We start from the raw sequence: 20216 nt of genomic DNA on the forward strand, positions 1-20216 counted from the left end.
TCGGAAGCAGAAGGGGCGCCGAGATGCCGGCGCCCCTTCTTTGCGGCGTCCCTCCGACGTCACTTGAGCGGCAGCACCACCCACCATGGGTAGTCCGCGCTGTGTTCATACGCCATCGCCGCGACGTAAACGCCCTGATAGGCGCTCCCCGCCGGCGGCGCGATGGTCACGATGTAGAGGCCGCCCGGCAGCGTCGGAAGTTGAAATCGCCCGTTCGCGTCCGTCGTCACCGACGCCACTTGCTGGCCAACTCCGAGCGTGTCGGTCGCCGTGGGCTGGCCGTGCGTGTAGGCCGTCACGCGCGCGCCGACGATGCGCGGAAGCGTCGAGAGTGTGTCGGTGCCCGGTGGAAACGGACTGTGTCCCATGACGGTGCCGTGAAACGACCCCGGCGTGGGGCTGGGAGGCGGCGTGGTGACCGGACTGCTGTCATTGGTCGCGCCCGGTACGAGACCCGCCAGCGGCGTCGCGACCGGCCCAGTGCTGGAGGAGTCCCCACCGCAAGCAATCGTGACTCCCGCGACCATGATTGCGCATACAACCCAACGACCGACACGAACGTTCACTGATGGCTCCTGAAGGCTTCTTCCGGTAAACTGCCAGTCGTCGCGTCGCGTCACTCGAGCTTTCACCACCTGTGACATGCACTACACGTTTGAAGGGATCCCCGACCACGCGATTCCCCGCGCGCGCGTGCGACTCATGCAACACGCGCTCGATACCTACGCGAGCGAGACCAACAAGGTCGGCTCGGTCTGGTCGCGCTTCGGCGACGAGGACCTCTCGTACCGTCCGCAGGCCGGCGCGTCGACGGTCGGTGATATTTTGCGGCACCAACTGCTCTCCGAGCGGCGATTCTTCGGCGAGTTTCTCGGCCTGCCGGAGGTACCCGCCGCGTCCGTGCTGCCGAATTCACTGACGACGCAGACGGCCGTCGCGCGGCTACTGGAGCTGGCGTCGCCACGACTCGAGTTCCTCGCGGGGCGACGGCATCCGTGGTGGCTCACCGAGGTCGACTTCTTCGACGCGCGCCGCTCGCGAGTCTGGGTGTTCTGGCGACGCGTGCTGCACACCGCGCATCACCGCACGCAACTCACGGTCTATTTGCGGATGCTCGGCCGGCCGGTGCCTGCCACCTACGGTCCGACGGGCGACGAGAAGTGGGTCGGCGCGGACCCCACCACATCTGTCGAGGCGGCGTCTCGCCGATAACCCAGCATGCCTCCGCACAAGCGAACGGCAGCAAAGAAGGCCGTCTCGAAGAAGCCGACCGCCAAGAAACGCGCGGCGGAGCCGAAACGAGCGGTTCGGAAGATGCCGGTGTTCAGCAAGCCAACGGCGAAGACGCTCGACGCGTTCGCGCGCGCGATCGATGGACTGGCCGGCCTCGAACACCGCACGATGTTCGGCTATCCGTCGGTGTTCCTCAACGGCAACATGCTCGCTTGCGTGTTCCAGGACCGCATCATGGTCCGGCTTTCCGAAGCCGATCGCGCGGCCGCAATTGCGACCGTCGGCGGCCGGCCGTTCGAGCCGTCGCCGGGACGCGCGATGAAGGAATACATCGAGCTCCCGTCACGCGTCGCCGACGATCCATCGCAACTCAACAGTTGGCTCCAGCGCGGACGCGGTTACGTCCACACGCTGCCCAAGAAATCCAAAGCGAAGCGTTGAGCGCCGTTCGCGGCGGAGCTACTTCGACACCAAGAGCACCGAGCTCGCGGTCAGCGCGCCCCCCCCGTTGGCTCCGCGCTTCGAGACGACGACCACCTGATCGCCCACCGCCGCCTGCTTCGACGTCTCCTTGATCACCGTCACCGGAGTGCTGGGCGGCACGTCGATCGTCTGCGTTCCGCCGGCGTAGGTCACGACGAGCGTTCCGCCGTGCGAGCTCGAGACGGTTCCGTTGGACATCCGCGACGCCTGGACGCTGCCGTTTGTCATCCGGCTGCCGCTCGGACTCGCGCTCGGTTCCATCATATGGCTCCCTTCACCGAGTCCGCGCAGATCTTCGGGAAAGACATGAATCTCGGTCGCTTGTTCCTTGCCGTCGGGCTGCTTGACCGAGGTGACGCCGACGAACGCGTTGTCGGCGACGTCCGACAAGCTTCCCGATTCGCGATCGAAGACCTTCGGCGGACTTGCCAACGCCAACGTCACGCTGCCGGTGTCGGTTTTGATGACGAGCGAGCTTGACGTGACGTCCGAAACGACGCCCCGCACCATCGTCGAGGCGTTTGGTGCGGACACCTCGCCTGCGGACGCGGCGGTCGAATCGTATCGAGCGTTCGAGCGCCCGCAGGCGACGCCGCACATCGAGGCGGCTAGCAGCGCGGCCAACGACCGCGTGAAATATTGACTGGCGAACACGACAGCCCCCTTGAACCTTGTGGATGGACTGTGGTCTGCGCACGTCTTGTGCTCGCTCGGGTATCAGACGGGGACATTCGTGGGATGAGAAGTGGCGTTTTTTCGGGAGGGCCGGTTCAGCAGGCGACTGTCTTCCGTCAAGGAGATCCGCATGACCCTTTCTCGTCGAATTCTTCTCATAGCCGCTTGGATGGCCGCCGTTGCCTGCTCCGACGCGAGCGGGCCCAAGCCGCCGCCCTCGTTCACGCTCAATCCCGCCGAACAGGGAGTCGCGACCTCCGGCAACGACTTCTCGTTCGCCCTCTTTCAGCAAGTCGCAAAGACTGATCCGGGAAGCAACGTCTTCATCTCGCCTCTGAGCGCATCGATGTCGCTCGGCATGGCGATGAACGGCGCGTCCGGCTCGACCTTTGACGCCATGCGAACCGCGTTGCGTTTCGGTTCCGGCGACGTGAGTCAGCTCGACGCGGGATACCAGGGGCTCATAGGCCTGCTGCGCGGCCTCGATCTCACGACCACGTTCCAGATCGCGAACTCCGTTTGGTATCGAAATGCGTTTGCGTTCAAGCAGCCGTTCCTCGATACGACCAAGAAGTATTTCGACGCGCAGGTTCAGGGTCTCAATTTCGATGACGTCCCAGGCTCGCTTGCGACGATCAACGGTTGGGTGAGCTCGCACACCGCCGGCAAGATCCCGACGATCCTCGACGACATCAAACCGGATGAGGTGATGTTCCTCATCAACGCGATCTACTTCAAGGGAACGTGGCAGTACCAATTCGATCCCAAATCGACGGCCCCGTCGGCGTTCTGGGCGAGCGACGGCACCATGCAGACGGTTCCGTTCATGAATCGCCCCGAGGACATGAAACCCGAGTTTCGCGTCGGTTCGGCTCAGGGTTTGGCCATCGCGGAGATGCCGTACGGCAATGGGGCGTTCGCGATGGACATCGTGCTCGTGCCATTCAACGTGAAGGCAGGCATCGATTCAGTCGCCGCGCAGCTGAACGCGAGCACGTGGGCGGCTCTCATTGCGAGTTTGACCGATACCGACGAAGCGTTCGCGATGCCCAAGTTCACTCTCGCCTACGACCGTATGCTGACGAACGATCTGTCGACGCTGGGAATGGGCATAGCGTTCAGCGACGCGGCGAACTTCTCGGGGATGTCGACCCAGGCTCTCAAGCTTTCCTTCGTCAAGCAGAAGGCCTTCGTCACCGTCGACGAGACCGGCACCACGGCCGGCGCGTCGACCGTTACCGGTGTCCAGCTCACGGCACTCCGCGAATTCCGCGTCGATCATCCATTCATTTTCGTGATCCGTGAGCGGCAGACGGGTACGATCCTGTTCATGGGCAAGATGCTCAAGATCCCCGCGTGACACTCGTGGGAGAAGGGCAACTGCCGGCACGGCAACGATTTCGCGGAAAGACCACGGATTTCGCGGAGTACGACTAAAAACGAACTGCAAACGTTTTTTTGAACGGCCTCGGGCAGGCCGATGCCCCCCGGAGGCAGTCCCCAAGAATTCTTTCGTTGTTTGGTCGTGCTCCGCGAAATCCGCAGATTCCGCGAAATCGTTGCAGTACCAAATCGTAGATACTGACTTTGCCACGAAAAGGTGCGTTCGCAAACGAGATCGTCGCCGGCTGTTCCCCTCTTCTACTATTTGAAGAGGTCGAGCGACTTGTGAACGACCTGCCAGACGCCCCACGCCAGCGGCAGGCCGACGAGCGTCCACGCGCCGACGAGCTTGAGGGCGAGGCCTGTCGAGCGTTGGTCGCGGCCCGATTCACCGGTCATCGAATGCTCCTCGTCAGGCCACGGCGGTGTTGGCCGCGGCGAATTCGGCGGTCACGTGGCGCTCGTCAACCGGGCGCACGAGCAGGTTGCAGACGAATCCGACGACGAGCAGCGCTGCCATGATGTACATCGTCGTCGTGTACGCACCGGCTTTGGGTACGCCGTGGGCGATCTCGTACTCGCGGATGTAGTTGACGAGCACAGGCCCGAGCACGCCGGCCGTCGACCATGCGGTGAGCAGGCGGCCATGAATCGCGCCGACCTGGATCGTGCCGAACATGTCCCGCAGATACGCGGGGATCGTCGCAAAACCGCCGCCGTACATGCTGATGATCACGACGTACCCGATCACGAAGAGCGCGACGTTGCCGGCGCGGCCGGTAGACGGAACCAACGCGTACAGCACGGCGCCGAGCAAAAAGAAGGTCGCGTACACGGCCTTGCGGCCAATCACGTCCGAAAGCGACGACCAGAAGAAGCGTCCGCCCATGTTGGCGAGGCTCAGCAAGCCGACGAAGCCGGCCGCCGCGCTCACGGAAATCGAACCGGGAAACATCTCCTGAATCATCGGCGACGCCTGGCCGAGCACGCCGATTCCCGCCGTGACGTTCATGCAGAGCACGAGCCAGAGAAGCCAGAACTGCGGCGTCGTGATCGCGCGGTCCGCGGTGACGTTGCCCGTCGTCACCATGGCGCGTGGCGGCGGTGACGTCCAACCCGCCGGCCGCCAGCCCGGCCGCGGAATGCGAACGGTGAACACGCCGAACATCATGAAGCAGAAGTAGAGAATGCCCATCGTCACGAACGTAAACGCGACGCCGGGCGCCGACGCCGTCTTGAAGTACGCCATGAGCGTCGTCGACAGCGGCGACGCGATCATCGCCCCGCCGCCGAATCCCATGATCGCCATTCCCGTCGCCATGCCCGGCCGGTCCGGGAACCACTTGATGAGCGTCGTCACCGGAGAGATGTACCCGATGCCAAGGCCGATGCCGCCGAGCACGCCGTAGCCGAGCAAGAGGATCCAGAATTGATGCGTCGCGATGCCGAGCGCGCCGACTTCGAATCCGCCCGCGAAGCACAGAGCCGCGACGAACATCGCCTTGCGCGGGCCGACGCGCTCCAGCCACGCGCCGAAGAGCGCCGCCGACAGTCCGAGGAACACGATCGCGATGCTGAACACCCACCCGATCGTGCTCAGCTTCCAATCGTCGGGCGCCGAGTGGGTGACGCCGATGCGTTGCGACAGCGGAAGATTGAAGACGCTGAACGCGTACGCCTGTCCGATCGAGAGGTGGATCGCCAGCGCGGCGGGCGGGACCAGCCAGCGCGAGTAGCCTTCACCGGCGATCGTGTGTTCGCGGTCGAGAAAAGACAGGCTCATCGGGGAATCACGGGCAGGAGAACATGCGACGGATGTGCCGCGTCGTGCACGAGCGTCTGGTGCGCGACGACGAACGTGCTGTCGCGCTCGTTGTTGCCGCCGGTGTTCAGGTTGCGGTCGTACTTCGGAAAGAGCGACGACGACACGGTCACGCGAATCTTGTGGCCCGGCTCGAACACGCGCGACGTGAACCAGAGGTCGAGATCGTACTGCTCGACGCTCCCGGGAGAGAGCGGCACTTCCTTGTCGAACCCCTTTCGGAATCGCGCGCGCATCAGGCCGTCCTGCACGCGTTCGGCGTGTCCGTCGGGGAAGACGTCGAGGAGCATCACGTTCCAGTCGGTGTCCTTCGCGTCCGTGGCCGCCCAGAGCGTGGCGGACATCTGCCCGGTCACTTCGACCGGCTTGGTGAGCGGCTTGGACGTGAATACCAACTCGTCGCGGCGGCTCGCGTTGAGCGACGTGTAGTCCTCGTTGAGCGAGGTCTCCAGCTCGCGCGAGTCGATCAGGAACGGAGTGGGATTGGCCGGATCGTACGTGAACGTGTCCCCGGCGGCGCCGGTCGGAGGAATCGTGTCGAGTAGGCCGTTGCCGGCGCTGGTGTTCGCGGCGCCGCCCGATGACACGTACCACTTCGTCGCCACGGCGCGCGCGATCGGCCACGCGGCTTCCTTTCGCCATGTGTTGTCGCCGAACACGAAATCGTCGAACGGCGGCTCCTTGTCGACGCCGTTGTCCTTGCCGAGCAGGTAGTGGTCGAACCAACGGAGCTGAAGCTGTCGCGTGTCGACGCGCGACTGCGGACCGAACTCGCCGGCGACGTAATCGACGCCCTTGTGCGCGCCGGGCCCCATGACCAGCCGAATGAAGGGATGGTTCGGCACGGCGAGAAGCGCATTCGTGTAGTCGATCGGACCGCGTGAGTCGTCGTACCATCCCGCGATCTGCAACACCGGCGCGCGCACTTTGGCGATGTTCGTCGTCACGGCGTGCGCGCGCCAATAGGCGTCGAGCGACGGGTGCGCGACCCAACGATCCCACAGCGGGACGTCTCCGCATCCCAAGCGCTGCGGCAAGTCGATCAGCGGCAGGTGCGCGAGCGCCGACCCGATATCGAGATCGGCCGTGTTCTGCATCGTGCGCGCGCGCATCAGGCACGCCCAGTCGACGTTGATCGGCGAGAAGACCATGTCCTCGTAGGGTACGATGCGCCACGGATCGCCGCTCGCCGCCGACGGCGCGAACGCCGCGAGATGAGGTGGCGCGCTCACGGCCGCGTACCACGCGAGCCTTCCCTCGTCGGAGTGTCCGATGAGTCCGACCTTGCCGTTCGCGCCAGGCAGCTTTGCCGCCCACTCGACGGCGTCGTATCCGTCGCGCACGTCGGTATCGTAGTCGCCGAAGTCCTTGCCGTCCGACACGTCGCGGCCGCGCACGTGCTGCGCGACGAAAATGTAACCGTGCGAGGCCCAGAACTTTCCCGCGGGATGGAGGACGCGCCGGTACGGCGTTCGCTGCATCACGACGCCAAACGGTCCGTTCCCAACCGGACGCGCGATGTAGCTCGCCAGCTTCGCGCCGTCGCGCGTCTTCATGAAAACGAGCGTGTCTTCCGTAACCGCGTACTGCGAATCCGAGACGGCGCCCGGCCAGAGCGCGTACGATTGCTCGACGGCGAACGCCGTCGCGCGCCGAACGAGACGATACCGCCGCCCGCTCGGCGTTCCGCCCGCGAGCATGACGCCCGACAGCGTATCGCCGTGCCAGGCCGCGGCCAGCGTCAAGTTTCGCGCGCCGCTGATGAGAACCGAATCGCCGCGCATTTCGGCCCGGGCGAGGTCGAGAATCGGATCGCCGGTGCGGCTGCGGATTGCGCCGACGATACCACCGCTGTCCGATTCGAAATGCGCGAAGCCCATTCGGCGCCAGCCCTCGAAGCCGGGGAGCGGAGTGGAGCCCAGGGCTGAATAGGCATCCCACTCCCCGACGAGGGAGTGCGAAGAAGGACGGTCGCACGAGGCGACGGCCAGGAGAGCCAGGATTGAGAGCGCGGCGAGACGAGGCATGGGAAGAGAATGCTCGCCGTGTGGCACCGGCGCTAGCGTCCGGGTGAGTCGCCCCGGGGTGAGATCTCGACGAACGATGCGAGCCAAGCCGCGAGCGTCAGCCCGGAGCAGGAGCCTTGAGCGGTCGAAAGGCGCCGGTAGAGACGAAATGATGAGGGCTCGCGTCGGTGACGGCCGTAGGCTGAGCCATGCGGGACTTCAAGCGGCTCGAGATCTGGCGACGGGCGCACGCGCTTGTGATCGCGCTATATAAGGCCACGGCTGGCTATGGACGCCTCGGCTACGGTCACCTGCGGTCCCAGTTGATGCGCGCGGCCGATAGCATCAAGACGAACATCGCCGAGGGGTGCGGGACGGATTCCAATCGCGAACTCGCCCGATTTCTCGATATGTCGATCAAGTCATCCAACGAGACCGAAAACCATTTGATCAGCGTCCACGACCTGGAATTGATGCCCCGCGAACAGTGGCTTCGCTATTCGGCCGAGACCGTCGAAATCCGCAAGATGACTTATGCCTATCGCCAAAAAGTCTTGGAAGACGACGAGGAGCTTTAGCGCCGAGCAGGAGCTCAAAGCTCCCAGCTGTCGGCTGTTGCTCGAGGCTTGGCTCGCTCCCCTTTCGTGATCGTCGCACAACCGCACGACACCTGCCGCCATAGCCGTTCGCGCCGTCTCCCGGAGTGCCGTATTTTTCCCCCCTCCGCTACCAGACCCGCCGTGCGAATCAGCGACATGAACTGGATGCAGGTCGAGCGCTACCTCGACCACGACGATCGCGCCATCCTTCCGCTCGGCAGCACGGAACAGCACAGCCACCTCCGTCTCACCGTCGACTGCATCCTCCCCGAGCGTGTCGCGGTGGAGGCGGCGGAGCCGTTGGGCATCCCGGTCTTCCCCGTCGTGCCGTACGGAGTCACGCCGTACTTTCGCGAGTTTCCGGGCTCGATCTCGCTGCGCGTGTCGACCCATCTCGACGTCGTGCGCGACATCCTCGACGGCATGGCCCACAGCGGATTCAAGCGAATCCTCATCGTGAACGGTCACGGCGGGAATTCGGCGGTCCAGCAGTGGATTCCCGAGTGGACCGCGTGCCACCCCGATTGCCGAGCGGTGTTTCACAACTGGTGGAATGCGCCGCGCACCTGGGCGAAAGTGCTCGAGATCGATCCGGTGGCCTCGCACGGCTCGTGGATGGAGAACTTTCCGTGGACGCGCCTGCCCGGAGTGGAGATGCCGGCGATGCAGCGCCCGATGCTCGACATGGCCCGTGTGCGGACGCTCGACCCGATGAGCATGCGGGGCTACATCGGCGACGGTAACTACGGCGGACTATACCAGAGACCGGACGCAGACATGCTCGCGCTGTGGCAGATTGCGGTCGAGGAGACGCGCGCGCTTCTCACCGGATCCTGGGGCAGCGCCTGAGCGTCGCTGATGCGATTCCTCGTCTGGGGCGCAGGCGCGATCGGTGGAACACTCGGCGCCTACCTCGCGCGCGCGGGGCACGACGTAACGTTCGTCGACACGGTTACTGAACACGTTACGGCGATCGACAGCGCCGGCATCGTGATCACCGGACCGATCGCCGAGTTCACGCAGCGTGTGCCCGCGTTCACGCCGGTAACGTTGGCGGGCACGTGGGACACGATCGTCCTCGCGACCAAGGCACACCATACTGAGGCGGCGACGCGAGCGATCCTGCCGCACTTGAGCGACGACGGTTGCGTGGTCTCGGCGCAGAACGGGCTCAATGAGCTCACGATCGCGCGTATCGTCGGCGAGACGCGCACCGTCGGCTCGTTCGTGAACTTCGGCGCGGACTACATCGAGCCCGGCGTCATTCATTACGGCGGACGCGGCGCGGTGGTGCTCGGCGAGATCGATGGGCGCGTCACTACCCGAATTTCCGCCATTCACGAGGCGTGGCTGCGCTTCGACGATCGCGCCATCGTCACGCCGAACATCTTCGGGTATTTGTGGGGCAAGGAGGCGTATGGCGCGATGCTCTTCGCGACCGCTCTCACGAACGAGTCCATCGCCGACGCGCTGGCGATGTCGCGCTATCGGAATCTCTACGTCGCCCTGGCGCGCGAGATTTTGGGAGTCGCTCAGGCGCGCGGCGTGACGCCAGAAGCGTTCGACGGATTCGACCCGTCGGCGTACCTGCCATCGGCCTCGGATGACGCCGCGGCTGCCTCGCTCGACGCGCTGGTCGCGCACAACCGGAAGTCGGCCAAGACCCACAGCGGCATCTGGCGCGACCTCGCGGTGCGCAAGCGGCGCACCGAAGTCGATGCGCAACTCGGCATCGTCGTCACGCTCGGCAATGAGGCCGGCGTCGCGACGCCGCTCACGGCGCGATTGGTCGAGTTGATCCACGAAATCGAGGACGCACGGCGGCCTCAGTCGCTCGAGACCCTCGACGCGCTCACCACCGCGCAGCCCGCGTTCCGCTGATGGAATTCGATTTTGGCGGCAAGACGATCGTCGTGACCGGCGCGGCTCACGGATTTGGCCGCGCCATCAGCCTCGCCTTCGCGCGGCGGGGCGGAAACGTGTGGGCCTGCGACGTGCTCGCGGACGAGCTGCGTGAAACCGAGCGGCTCGCGCGCGGCCATGACGGCGCGTGCTCCACGCGCGTCGTCGACGTTCGCGACAAGGACGCGGTCGACCGATTCGTCGAAGAAGCGGGCGCCGCGTCCAGCCGCATCGACGTGCTGGTGAACAACGCCGGCGGCGTCCTCGGTCAGATCGGGCGCCCTCTCGAGCAGATCGCGCCGAACGAGTGGCAAAGCATCTTCGACGTCAACGTGAGCGGCGCGTTCTACTGCTCGCAGGCGGCGGCGCCGCGAATGAAAGCGGCACGCGCCGGGCGAATCGTCAACATCTCGAGCGGCGCGGGACTCGGCATCAGTCTCACGGGCATTCAGGCCTATGCCGCGGCCAAGGCGGCGCAAATCGGATTGACTCGCCAGCTGGCGCACGAGCTCGGCGCGTGGGGCATCACCGTGAACAACATCGCGCCCGGTTTCGTTCGCTCGAATCCGACGACAGAGCGCCAGTGGGAGTCGTACGGCGAGGCGGGGCAACGCGAGCTCGTCGAACGCATCGCGCTCAAACGGCTCGGGACACCGGACGACATCGCGCACGCGGTGCTCTTCTTCGCGTCGGATTACGCGGGGTGGATCACGGGGCAGGTGTTGTCGGTGGACGGAGGCAAATGATGAGCGCCGCTTCGACCGAGCCGTCGACGCCGGCGCGGCTCGCCGCCGTACTCGCGGCGCTGCAATCGAGCCACGAACGGATTCTCGACGAGTTGATCGAGTTCGCGTCGATTCCGAGCGTGAGCACCGATCCCGCGCACGCGGCTGCCGTCGCCGCGGCGACGGGTTGGGTGGCCGCGAAGCTCGCGGCCGCGGGACCGATCAAGGTCAGAACGATCGCGACGGCCGGCAATCCGGTGGTGTATGGCGAGTGGCTCGGCACGCCTCACGCAATGACGGCCCTCGTCTACGGCCACTACGACGTGCAGCCGCCGGATCCGCTGGAAAAGTGGCAAAGCCCCCCGTTCACGCCGACGATCCGCGGCGGGAAGCTCTACGCGCGCGGCGTGTCCGACGACAAGGGGCCGATGCTCATTCCGATCAAGGTGGCCGAGGCGTTTTTCGCCGCCGACGGCACGCTCCCGATCAATCTGAAGTTCATGTTCGAGGGCGAGGAGGAAATCGGCAGCCCGAGCCTCGATGCGTTCATTCGCGACCACAAGGAGCTGCTGGCCGCCGACTTCGTGATCTCTGCCGACGGCGCGATGTGGCGCATCGACGAGCCGTCGCTCACCGTGTCGAGTCGCGGTCTCGCGGGCCTCGAGCTGACGCTCGCGGCGGCAGCGAAGGATTTGCACTCAGGGCGACACGGCGGCGCGGTCGCCAACCCGCTGCACGCGATGGCGCAACTCGTCGCGTCGCTGCACGACGCGAACGGCCGCGTCGCCGTCGACGGTTTCTACGACGATGTGCGGGAGTTGTCGCGAGCCGAGCGCGAGGCGATTGCCGCGCTGCCCTTCGACGAGCAAACGTACCTCGCGCAGGTCGGCGCGCCTTCCGCCTTTGGTGAGCCGGGATATTCGACCCTCGAGCGGCAGTGGACGCGGCCCACGCTCGAGGTCAACGGAATGTGGGGCGGGTACGAGGGGCCGGGTTCGAAGACCGTGATCCCGAGCGAAGCCCACGCGAAGATCACGTGTCGTCTGGTGCCCGATCAGGATCCGTCGCGAATCGTCGAGATCGTGAGGCGACACCTCGAGTCGCACGTTCCACCGGGGACGCGATTGTCGATCTCGGCCATGGACCACGGCGCCGGCGCGTCACACATCGAGCCCGACCATTTCGCGCTCGAGGCTGCCGACCGGGCGCTCCACGCAGTATATGGTAGTCGTCCGCTTCGCGTCCGCATGGGCGGCACCGTACCGATCGGCGAGCTGTTCCAGCGACACATGGGGTTGAGCACCGTGTTCTTCTCGTTCTCGACGGCGGACGAGGACTTCCACGCGCCGAACGAGTTCTTTCGCGTGCATCGGCTGCACGAGGGACTCGAGGCGTGGGCGCGGTACTGGACGATTCTAGGTGAGAGGCAAGCATGACCGACGACGGAACGTCCACCATCGGGTCGGCGAGCGCCGAGCTCGCGCAGGCCGAGGCCGCGGTCGAGGCGCACAGCGCCGCGCTCAAGAAGGAACTGGGCGTCGGCGACCTCGTTCTGACGCAGATCCTGTTCATCGTCGGGCTCACGTGGATCGGCGTCGCCGGCAAGCTCGGACCGTCGCACGTCGTGCTTTGGTCGCTGGCCCTCGTGCTGTTCTATTTGCCGTCGGCGGCGGTCGTCATCTACCTGAACAAGCTGATGCCGCTCGAGGGCGGACTCTATCAGTGGGCGAAGCTCGGGTTCAACGAGATGATCGGCTTCATGCTCGCGTGGAACCTCTGGCTCTACGTGATCATGAGTCTGTCGGAAATCGGGTTGCAGTGCACCACGTACCTCTCCTACGCCATCGGGCCGAGCGCGGACTGGATCCGCTCGAGCTCCTGGTTCGTCGGTGTGTCGGCCGCGGTCATCCTCGCCTTCATGGTCGCGGCGTCGGTGATCGGGTTGTCGATCGGCAAGTGGGTGCACAACATCGGCGGCGTGTTCATGCTCATCGTGTTCGCCGGGCTGCTCGCGTTGCCGCTGATCGGTCTCGCTACGGGCCACTTGCGCGAGTACCACCCGCTGCGCACGGAGATGCCGGCCGTGTCGCTCTTCAACCTGAACATCCTCGGCAAGCTCGGATTCGGCGCGCTCGGCGGATTCGAATACGTGGCGATTCTCGCCGGTGAGACCAGGTCGCCGGCGCGCTCGGTGGGACGGTCGGTGGTCATCGCCGCGCCGATCGTCGCGTTGATGTTCGTACTCGGCACGAGCACCGTCATCGCCTACATCCCGGCCGACCAGATCGATCTGATCGGCCCGATGGCGCAGGTGCTGCGCGTCGGGTTCGGGCCGTTCGGAATCGCCACGCAGCTCGTGACGATTGCGATCTTGATGACGCTCGGCATGCGCATCGCGCAAGTGAGCGTCAGCTTCACCGCCGTCGCGCGCTTGCCGATGGTGGCGGGCTGGGATCGCCTCCTGCCGCCGTGGTTCAGCCGCCTCCATCCCAAGTACCGCACACCCGTGAACTCGATCTTGCTCGTCGGCGTCGTCTCGTTCGTGATCGGCCTGCTCAGTTTGATCGGTGTCGGTCAGGCCGAAGCATTCCAACTCATCTGGAACGCCGGCGGGATCTTCTACGCGCTCACGTACCTGGTGATGTTCGCGATTCCGCTGATCGGCCTGCGCGGCATCAAACCCGCGCCGTCGATGTGGCTCAAGATCACGTCGCTTTCCGGTTTGCTCATGACCGCGCTTTACTGCGCGCTGTCGATCTTCCCGATCATCCAAGTGGCGAGCGTCACGACGTTCGCGCTGAAGATCTTGCTCGTTCTGCTCGTCGCGAACGCAATCGGCGTCGGGCTCTACGTCTCGGCGCGACGAAAGCCAGTTGGCGTCGCGGTCACTGAGGCCTGATCAACGCGCAGCTTTCCACGGACGCCAGAAGATGCCGAGGGCGATGACCTGGCCTCGAGGTCGTGAGGTGACGGCCGGCGGGTCCTTACACGCCCGCATCGATCCCGGCTTCGCCGAGCAACTTGAAGTCTGGTCCCGCGCGCGCAACTCGTGCACCAGGGTTTCGGCCGGCGGACCCTTCCGCCGGCGATGCTTAGTTGATGGTCAACACCAACGGGCTGAACTTGATGTCGATCCCGCCGATCTGGACGGAGATGCCGTCTGCTCCGGTGGTTGCGGGCGCCGTGTAGGTCGCGGTACAAGCGCCATTGACGCACGTGAAGGCGCCGACCGCGCCGCGTGTCACCGCGACGGTGAAGTCGGCCGGCACGGTGGTCTTCACGAAATTGTTGAAGATGTCGCGGATCTTGACCGTCACGGTCGCGGTACCGTTCGCGGCGATGGTCGTCGCCGAGATCTCGACGGTCGACTTGGTCACGTCCGGATCGGCGGCGACCACCAGCACCGAGCGTCTGAGAATGATGCGCCCCGTGGAATCGGCCAGGTTCACCAGCGGCGTCGTCGGAACGGCGGTCAGCGTGTAGGTCGCCGCGCTGTCGGGCGGCGTCCACGTGGTGCTCGCCTGGCCGTTGATGTCCGTCACGACCGTGGCCGGTATGAGACCAGCGGGGGCCGAAAACCGAACAGGCGCTCCAGACGCCGGGAGACCTGTCGAGTCGAAGGCGGTGAGCGAGACGCCGAGCAGCGTGTGTCCGGCCTTCACGGTGTCGACCTTCACGATCGTAATGTTCGACTCATTGATCGTGACCGGAACCTGTGGCGCGAGCGGATTGCTATCCGGCAGCGTGATGCCGGTGATCGCCGGCGTCAGCACGGCGACCGTACCGACGTTCACGGTCGCGTTGGGTCCGGCCCATGGTGCGTGGAACAGGACGCCGACGTTCGACGCGACGGACACCGTCGCGTCGGCGATCACCGCACCGCGCGCGTCGCGGGCGACGGGCCGCACCGGAATCGAATCGATGGCTGTCATCGCCGCGCGGAGCGCCTCGACGTTCGTGTAGCGAGCGACCTGCCGCACGATGTCCGTCACCGCGTCGCTCGCGACGATCGTGGATCCGTCCGGCGCGATGCCCTGAACGGCCACGGTCGCCGTGCCATTTCCGGAGGAGATGAGCCGCGGCGTCGCCATCGCGCCGGTCGCCGGGTTGCTGGTGCCCACGGTCACGCCGACGTGCACGATCACCGAATCGGCGGCGGTGAGCGGTACGAAGCGGATCGTCGTTCCGGCGAGTCCGTTGCCGCGGCGATCGGCCAGCGTGACGTTCGGCGCCAGCGAATCGCTGAAGCTCCACGAGCGCAATTGCCGCGTGGAGAGCGTGAGGGTGAGCACTTGGGCGACGCGCGCGACGACCGTGTCCGCGCATTTGGCCCCGGCCAGACAGAAATCCGACGTGGCGATGAGCGTGTCGGGGCCGTTCGACTTGGCGATGTAACGAAGGGTGTCGCCGTTGGTGACGGTCGCCGTGTGCGAACCCACGTGGACCCAGCGCACGCCTTGGCCGCCTTTGGGTACCAACGCGCCGTTCACTCGCACGAGACCGGCCGCAATCGCGACGCCCGTGTCATTGACCGCGCTCAAGGTCGAATCGTGCGTCGTGAGGACGCGGACGCCGCCCACGACGACGGTCTCGTTGCGCGAGGCCGGCGTGGTGACGAACCGGGGATCGGGAAGCGCGATCGTCACTGCCGAGCGTCCGACCTTCTGGCCAACGAGCCTTCGAATGCGACCGCTCGACGTGTCGGAGGTTCCAGGCGACGCGAACGCGACGACGCTGTTGTCGGCCGAGGTCCAATTGAACGTCAACGATTGGATTTGATGTCCGGAGGCGTCGAGAGCCTGCGCGGCCGCGACGCTCGAGTCGCCGACGACGAGTGTGTCGTGCGAGACGTCGATGCGCAGCTGCGCTCCGAAGGTCTGCGGGCCGTTGGGAAGATTTTCGTCGCAGGCGGAAGCGACGATCAATCCGGCGCAAAGGAACGGGAGGGCTCGTCGCATCAGCGGACCCCTCCGACGCGAGGCACGCGGATCGATAGCCCGACACCGATCAGACCGCGCGACCGATCGTCCTCGAGCGTCGCGCCGCTGAAGTACCACTCCGAAGCGCTCGCGCGGATCGCGATCACGCGATAAAGCGGCACCTCGAGCGTGAGTCCGACACCGCCGCCGAACGAGCCGGACGACGAAAAGCTGTACCTCGGCACGTGGCCGACGACGCCGTTCGTGCCGATGAAGTCGTAGCCGGTCGAGTCGACGGAGCGCTGTGCCTGTCCGCCGAACGCGCCGATCGACGGAATGGCGAGGAGACGTCCCCATGCCAGTGGCAAACCAGCCGAAACAAACCCGCCCTGCACCGTGCTCAGGTCGCGCGCGATCCGCAGATACCCGGCGTCGACTGCCCAGTGCGGACGGCGCAGCGACACGTCGGCGGACATACTGCCCAACGCATTCCGGTTGAGAGGGAGCGCGTTGGCCTGCAACCACTCGCCGCCGAGGACGACGCCGTGGTTGAACGTCGGGCTGGTGGAGGTAGAACGCTGCGCAAAAGTGGGAGAGGCGCAGGCCAAGCTTGCGACCACCACCGAGGCGCGGGCAGCGTTCCGAGAGAGGCGAGACATGTGAGTGAGAAAAACGTTAGGCTGGACTCACGGTCGCCATCGGCGGCGTTGCAACCGCAAGCTTCAATTGTAGTCCATATATATGATGCCGCCGACAAAAACGCGAGAGGGTCGCCGCAGAATGGGACCGCCCATCTCTGAGGCGATGCAACAGGTCGTGGGCTTAACCGGACACCGTGAAAGCGCGTCACTACCGACAACGCAAAAACCTCAACGCAGACGACGCAGACCGGAATGACAATCCCGCAGTTGACAAGAATGACAATCTGCGGGATCGCGGTTCAAAATCCGGGTCGTCTGCGTTGAATTCCTCTCCGCCCCACCTAAGAACGCGCCGGGCGAGAAAAAGCGGCCGCTGACCGTTACCGCCCCCTCCCCAGAACGGCGCGCGCGGCGATCACGCCACGGAACTGCGCCTCCTCGAACAGCGACAAGCCGCTCAAGTCCGAGTGCGCGAGATGAAGTCCCGGCGGTAGCGACCGCGCCACGGCGGCGGTCGAGGCCAAGAAACCAACGGACGGCCGTACCATCGCGTGTCCGAGCCGCATCACGTCGATCCGCGACACGCACTCGCGAATGTCGGGGTGTGCTCGTTCCAGATCGGCGACGATGCGATCGACGCAGTCGGGCCAAGTGAGCGCGAGCAGATCGCGCCGCCCGTCCGCCGGCGTGCGATTCGCCAGCGACCAGTAGTAGGTCCACACCGCGCGCTCCGAATGCGTGCGCAGCGACTGATGCGTCGCATCGACGTAGCCGAGCGACGGCGAATCGTAGATCACGTTGTCCCACGACAGCGGCGCACCGCGGCCGCGCTCCCGCGGCAAACGGTCGAGCGTAAGGTTCGCCGTCAGCCAAGGAGAGTAGACGAGCGGCACCCGCCGCGGCGCGAGCTCCGGAACGACGTGCGGCAGCAAGAACGACGGCGCCGCGAAGATCACCGACGCGGCGAGATACGTCCCCTTTGTCGAGATGACTCGCCAACGCGCGCCGGCTCGCTCGATTCGTGCCGCCGGCTCGGCGGGCCGAATGTGGTCCGCCAGCATCGCGATCAAGCGCTTCGCGATCCAGCCGTTTCCCTCAGGCCACGTGAGCGGTCCCTGCTCGTCGTGCGGGCGCGAGGCGAAGTAGTGGATGCCCGCCCACGCCGACGTGTCCCTCGCCAGCGCGCCGTAGTCGTCGCGGCACGCATAGTCGATGAACCAGCGCATCGCCGGCGTGTCGAGCTGATGCTGCGCGAGCCACTCCGCCATCGACACACGATCCAACGGAGAATCGCGCCGCACACCGTCGGCCATCGGGATCGTGAATTCACCGCTCGCCCGATGGGCGGCGATCAGCTCGTCGAAGCGGCTGAACGCGGCGCGACCCGTGGCGTCGAGCGCGAAATCGGGCTCGATGCCGTCGTGCCACTCGCCGTGCGCGAAGAGACGCTCTTGCGGCGAGAAGCACAGATATCGCTCCTCCCACGCGCCGTCGCGCAGTACGTCGAGCTCCTCGAACAGCTCGCGCACGAGCGATGACTTGACGCCGGGCACCGGCACGTAGTGCGCCGCCCACGGGTACGCCGAGACGTCGTTCTGGCCGGAGCGCGCGTTGCCGCCGGCCACCGATTCGAGCTCGAGGATCACGAAATCGGTCATGCCGCTGCGCCGCAGCTCCCAGCCGGCGCTCAATCCCGCGATTCCCCCCCCGACGATCACGATTGGGATGCGAGATTCGGGCGCGCGCGAAACCGGCATCGTCCCGTCGCGCAGCCGGTGACCGAACGCGCCGCCGTCGTCCACGAATCCACCGGCGATCGTTCGCGGCGATTTTCGCGTCAACCCGATGAGGGCGGGCGCGAGCAACGGCACTCCGACCAGTGGAGCCGTCAACGCGCCCAGAAACGCACGCCGCTTCACGACGCTACCGGTTGATCTTGTCGAACTCTTCGCCGTAATACCGCACGAGCATCTGATCGTTCAGATGGTTCGCGCGCGCGGGGACGGGCGCCATGTCGCGCGGAAACTGAAATGCTTCGTTCACCGCGGCGGCCGTCAGGAAGCGCAGCCCGTTCGGCAACTCGCTCGGCGGCGTGTACGCATCGTGCGAGGCGAGCACGAACCCCCACTCGCCGAACGACGGCACGTAGACGTGGTACGGGTAGGTCTTCAGCCCCGCCGACCTGAGCGTCTCGACGATCGACCAGAACGATTGCCGCGCGAAGAGGGGCGACGTGCTCTGCACGACGAAGGACCCGCCCGGGGTGATGTGTCGCGCGAGCAGGCGATAGAACGCCGTGGTGTACAGCTTGCCGATGCTGTAGTTGTCGGGGTCGGGAAAATCGACGACCGCGAAATCGAACGCCTGACTGTTTTCGTCGAGCCACACAAACGCGTCGGCGTTGATGACGTGCACTTTCGGTGACAAGAACGAGCTGTCGTTCAGCTTCGTCAGCAGCGGATGCGTCGAAAACAGCTTCGTCATCGCCGGATCGAGGTCTACCAGCGTGACCTGCTCGACGTTCGGATGTCGGAGGATCTCGCGGACCGCCAGACCGTCGCCGCCGCCGAGCACCAGCACGTGTCTCGCTCCCGGCAGCGCGGACAATCCCGGGTGTACCAATGCTTCGTGATAGCGGTATTCGTCGCGCGAGCTGAACTGGAGGTGCGAGTTGAGAAAGAGGCGGAGGTCGTCCTTCCACGCCGTCAACACGATCCGCTGATATCGTGTATCTCGCGCGAAGATGACGTCATCGGAATAGATGTTCCCTTCGGCTTCGTCGGTGATCTTGCCCGCGGCCGCCATCCCCGCCGTCAGCAACGCCAGGACCGCTACCGACGCCGCCCTCAACGCTCGGCGCGTCGGCAGAATCTTCGCGAAGAGGAAGGTCGACCAGAGCGCGATCGCCGCGTTCACGATGCCGAACAGGATCGCCGACCGGACGAGCCCCAGATGCGGCACGAGGAGGATCGGAAACGCCAGCGACGCGCCGAGCGCGCCGAGGTAGTCGAACGTGAGGACGTTGGCGATGACGTCCTTGAAGTCGAACCGGTCGCGAAGGATCCGCATCAACAGCGGCACCTCGAGGCCGACCAGCACACCGACGACGACGACGATCGCGTAGAGCGCCAGGCGAAACGCCGACGTGTACGCGAACGCGAGGAACAACAGCATCGACGAGAATCCGCCGATCACGCCGACCATCAGCTCGATCGTCACGAACCGCGCGACCAGACCGCGGCCAATGTAGCGCGACATCCAGCTCCCGATGCCCATCGCGAACAGGTACGTCCCGATCACCGTCGAGAACTGGAAGACGCTGTCGCCGAGCAAGTAGCTGGCGAGGGCGCTGGCGACGAGCTCGTAGACGAGCCCGCACGCCGCGATCAACAGGACCGACAGGAACAGCGCGACGGTCAATGAATCGCCGCGGCGATGATGATGGCGATGGCGATCGCCACACCGGCCATGAGAACGCCCAACGCCGTATTCTGATCTTCGAGCAGCTCCTTCCACAGGCTGCCTGGAGTGATCTTGTCGAAGATCATGAAGCCGACCACGAACAGGATGACCCCGAGCAATGCGAAGACGACGGCCGCGATGAAGTTGGAACCCAGATTGTCGAAGACGGTCATGTCATTTTCCCCGCCGGAAGGAGGACCCCAGGAACATGTAGTGCGGGCGATAGGAGCCCGGGTTGTTGCGCACGGTGCGCGGGACGTCTTTGACCTCGGTCACGCTGGTCATTCCCCACCCTCGCCATTCAGCCGCCGCCGTCGTCGCGAGGACTATCACACCGAGGATGAGATAGAAGGTCTTGTTCATCGT

Annotated in this window: 20 protein-coding genes; 9 read left to right on the plus strand and 11 right to left on the minus strand. The window is 65.4% G+C overall.

What is annotated here, in order from left to right:
• Positions 1-59 precede the first annotated feature (59 nt).
• Complete coding sequence (locus VGQ44_19195; GenBank protein HEV8448970.1) at positions 60-566, minus strand: hypothetical protein; 507 nt, start codon at positions 564-566, stop codon at positions 60-62.
• A gap of 76 nt (positions 567-642) precedes the next feature.
• Between VGQ44_19195 and VGQ44_19200 the strand changes: the two genes are divergently transcribed.
• Positions 643-1212: a DinB family protein gene (locus VGQ44_19200; protein ID HEV8448971.1), complete on the plus strand. Its 570-nt coding sequence runs from the start codon at positions 643-645 to the stop codon at positions 1210-1212.
• Positions 1213-1218: 6 nt separating this feature from the next.
• Positions 1219-1674 (plus strand): TfoX/Sxy family protein, encoded by a 456-nt coding sequence (locus VGQ44_19205; GenBank protein ID HEV8448972.1) that lies wholly within the window; start codon positions 1219-1221, stop codon positions 1672-1674.
• Positions 1675-1692: 18 nt separating this feature from the next.
• Here VGQ44_19205 and VGQ44_19210 read toward each other — a convergent pair whose 3' ends face one another.
• Positions 1693-2370, minus strand: coding sequence for a hypothetical protein (locus VGQ44_19210; GenBank protein ID HEV8448973.1), 678 nt, complete (start codon positions 2368-2370; stop codon positions 1693-1695).
• A gap of 151 nt (positions 2371-2521) precedes the next feature.
• Between VGQ44_19210 and VGQ44_19215 the strand changes: the two genes are divergently transcribed.
• The gene (locus VGQ44_19215; GenBank protein ID HEV8448974.1) at positions 2522-3751 is read left to right on the plus strand and encodes a serpin family protein; all 1230 of its coding nucleotides are present in this window, start codon (positions 2522-2524) and stop codon (positions 3749-3751) included.
• 284 nt (positions 3752-4035) lie between these two features.
• Here VGQ44_19215 and VGQ44_19220 read toward each other — a convergent pair whose 3' ends face one another.
• Genes VGQ44_19220 through VGQ44_19230 form a run of 3 tightly spaced genes read right to left on the minus strand, consistent with a single transcriptional unit; the run spans position 4036 to position 7623 of the window.
• Positions 4036-4173, minus strand: coding sequence for a hypothetical protein (locus VGQ44_19220; protein HEV8448975.1), 138 nt, complete (start codon positions 4171-4173; stop codon positions 4036-4038).
• Between the two features lie 13 nt (positions 4174-4186).
• Positions 4187-5557 carry an OFA family MFS transporter gene (locus VGQ44_19225; GenBank protein ID HEV8448976.1) on the minus strand — a complete coding sequence of 457 codons (1371 nt, stop codon included), beginning with the start codon at positions 5555-5557 and terminating at the stop codon, positions 4187-4189.
• Positions 5554-7623: a CocE/NonD family hydrolase gene (locus VGQ44_19230; protein HEV8448977.1), complete on the minus strand. Its 2070-nt coding sequence runs from the start codon at positions 7621-7623 to the stop codon at positions 5554-5556. Before VGQ44_19230 ends, VGQ44_19225 begins: the two co-directional genes overlap by 4 nt.
• Positions 7624-7811: 188 nt before the next feature.
• On the opposite strand from VGQ44_19230, the gene VGQ44_19235 reads away from it, so the two are divergent.
• The 6 genes from VGQ44_19235 to VGQ44_19260 all read left to right on the plus strand — a co-directional run bounded on the left by VGQ44_19235 (position 7812) and on the right by VGQ44_19260 (position 13727).
• The gene (locus tag VGQ44_19235; GenBank protein HEV8448978.1) at positions 7812-8180 is read left to right on the plus strand and encodes a four helix bundle protein; all 369 of its coding nucleotides are present in this window, start codon (positions 7812-7814) and stop codon (positions 8178-8180) included.
• A gap of 162 nt (positions 8181-8342) precedes the next feature.
• The gene (locus VGQ44_19240; protein HEV8448979.1) at positions 8343-9050 is read left to right on the plus strand and encodes a creatininase family protein; all 708 of its coding nucleotides are present in this window, start codon (positions 8343-8345) and stop codon (positions 9048-9050) included.
• A gap of 9 nt (positions 9051-9059) precedes the next feature.
• Complete coding sequence (locus tag VGQ44_19245) at positions 9060-10082, plus strand: 2-dehydropantoate 2-reductase (GenBank protein HEV8448980.1); 1023 nt, start codon at positions 9060-9062, stop codon at positions 10080-10082.
• Positions 10082-10849, plus strand: coding sequence for an SDR family NAD(P)-dependent oxidoreductase (locus VGQ44_19250; protein HEV8448981.1), 768 nt, complete (start codon positions 10082-10084; stop codon positions 10847-10849). The genes VGQ44_19245 and VGQ44_19250 overlap by 1 nt, the downstream gene beginning before the upstream one ends.
• Entirely contained in the window at positions 10849-12264 is a 1416-nt protein-coding gene (locus VGQ44_19255; protein ID HEV8448982.1) for a dipeptidase, read from the plus strand. The genes VGQ44_19250 and VGQ44_19255 overlap by 1 nt, the downstream gene beginning before the upstream one ends.
• Entirely contained in the window at positions 12261-13727 is a 1467-nt protein-coding gene (locus tag VGQ44_19260) for an APC family permease (GenBank protein HEV8448983.1), read from the plus strand. Before VGQ44_19255 ends, VGQ44_19260 begins: the two co-directional genes overlap by 4 nt.
• A gap of 193 nt (positions 13728-13920) precedes the next feature.
• On the opposite strand, the gene VGQ44_19265 is transcribed toward VGQ44_19260, so the two are convergent.
• The 6 genes from VGQ44_19265 to VGQ44_19290 all read right to left on the minus strand — a co-directional run bounded on the left by VGQ44_19265 (position 13921) and on the right by VGQ44_19290 (position 20213).
• A complete protein-coding gene (locus VGQ44_19265) occupies positions 13921-15786 on the minus strand; it encodes an Ig-like domain-containing protein (protein HEV8448984.1) in 1866 nt (621 codons plus the stop codon).
• Positions 15786-16406, minus strand: a complete 621-nt coding sequence (locus tag VGQ44_19270) for a hypothetical protein (protein ID HEV8448985.1) — start codon at positions 16404-16406, stop codon at positions 15786-15788. Before VGQ44_19270 ends, VGQ44_19265 begins: the two co-directional genes overlap by 1 nt.
• 362 nt (positions 16407-16768) lie before the next feature.
• Complete coding sequence (locus tag VGQ44_19275) at positions 16769-18307, minus strand: NAD(P)-binding protein (GenBank protein ID HEV8448986.1); 1539 nt, start codon at positions 18305-18307, stop codon at positions 16769-16771.
• Between the two features lie 4 nt (positions 18308-18311).
• The gene (locus VGQ44_19280) at positions 18312-19808 is read right to left on the minus strand and encodes a polyamine aminopropyltransferase (GenBank protein HEV8448987.1); all 1497 of its coding nucleotides are present in this window, start codon (positions 19806-19808) and stop codon (positions 18312-18314) included.
• Entirely contained in the window at positions 19805-20023 is a 219-nt protein-coding gene (locus VGQ44_19285; GenBank protein ID HEV8448988.1) for a DUF350 domain-containing protein, read from the minus strand. The genes VGQ44_19280 and VGQ44_19285 overlap by 4 nt, the downstream gene beginning before the upstream one ends.
• 1 nt (position 20024) lies before the next feature.
• Entirely contained in the window at positions 20025-20213 is a 189-nt protein-coding gene (locus VGQ44_19290) for a hypothetical protein (protein ID HEV8448989.1), read from the minus strand.
• Positions 20214-20216 lie beyond the last annotated feature (3 nt).

Source organism: Gemmatimonadaceae bacterium, from assembly GCA_036003045.1.
Taxonomy (GTDB): domain Bacteria; phylum Gemmatimonadota; class Gemmatimonadetes; order Gemmatimonadales; family Gemmatimonadaceae; genus JAQBQB01.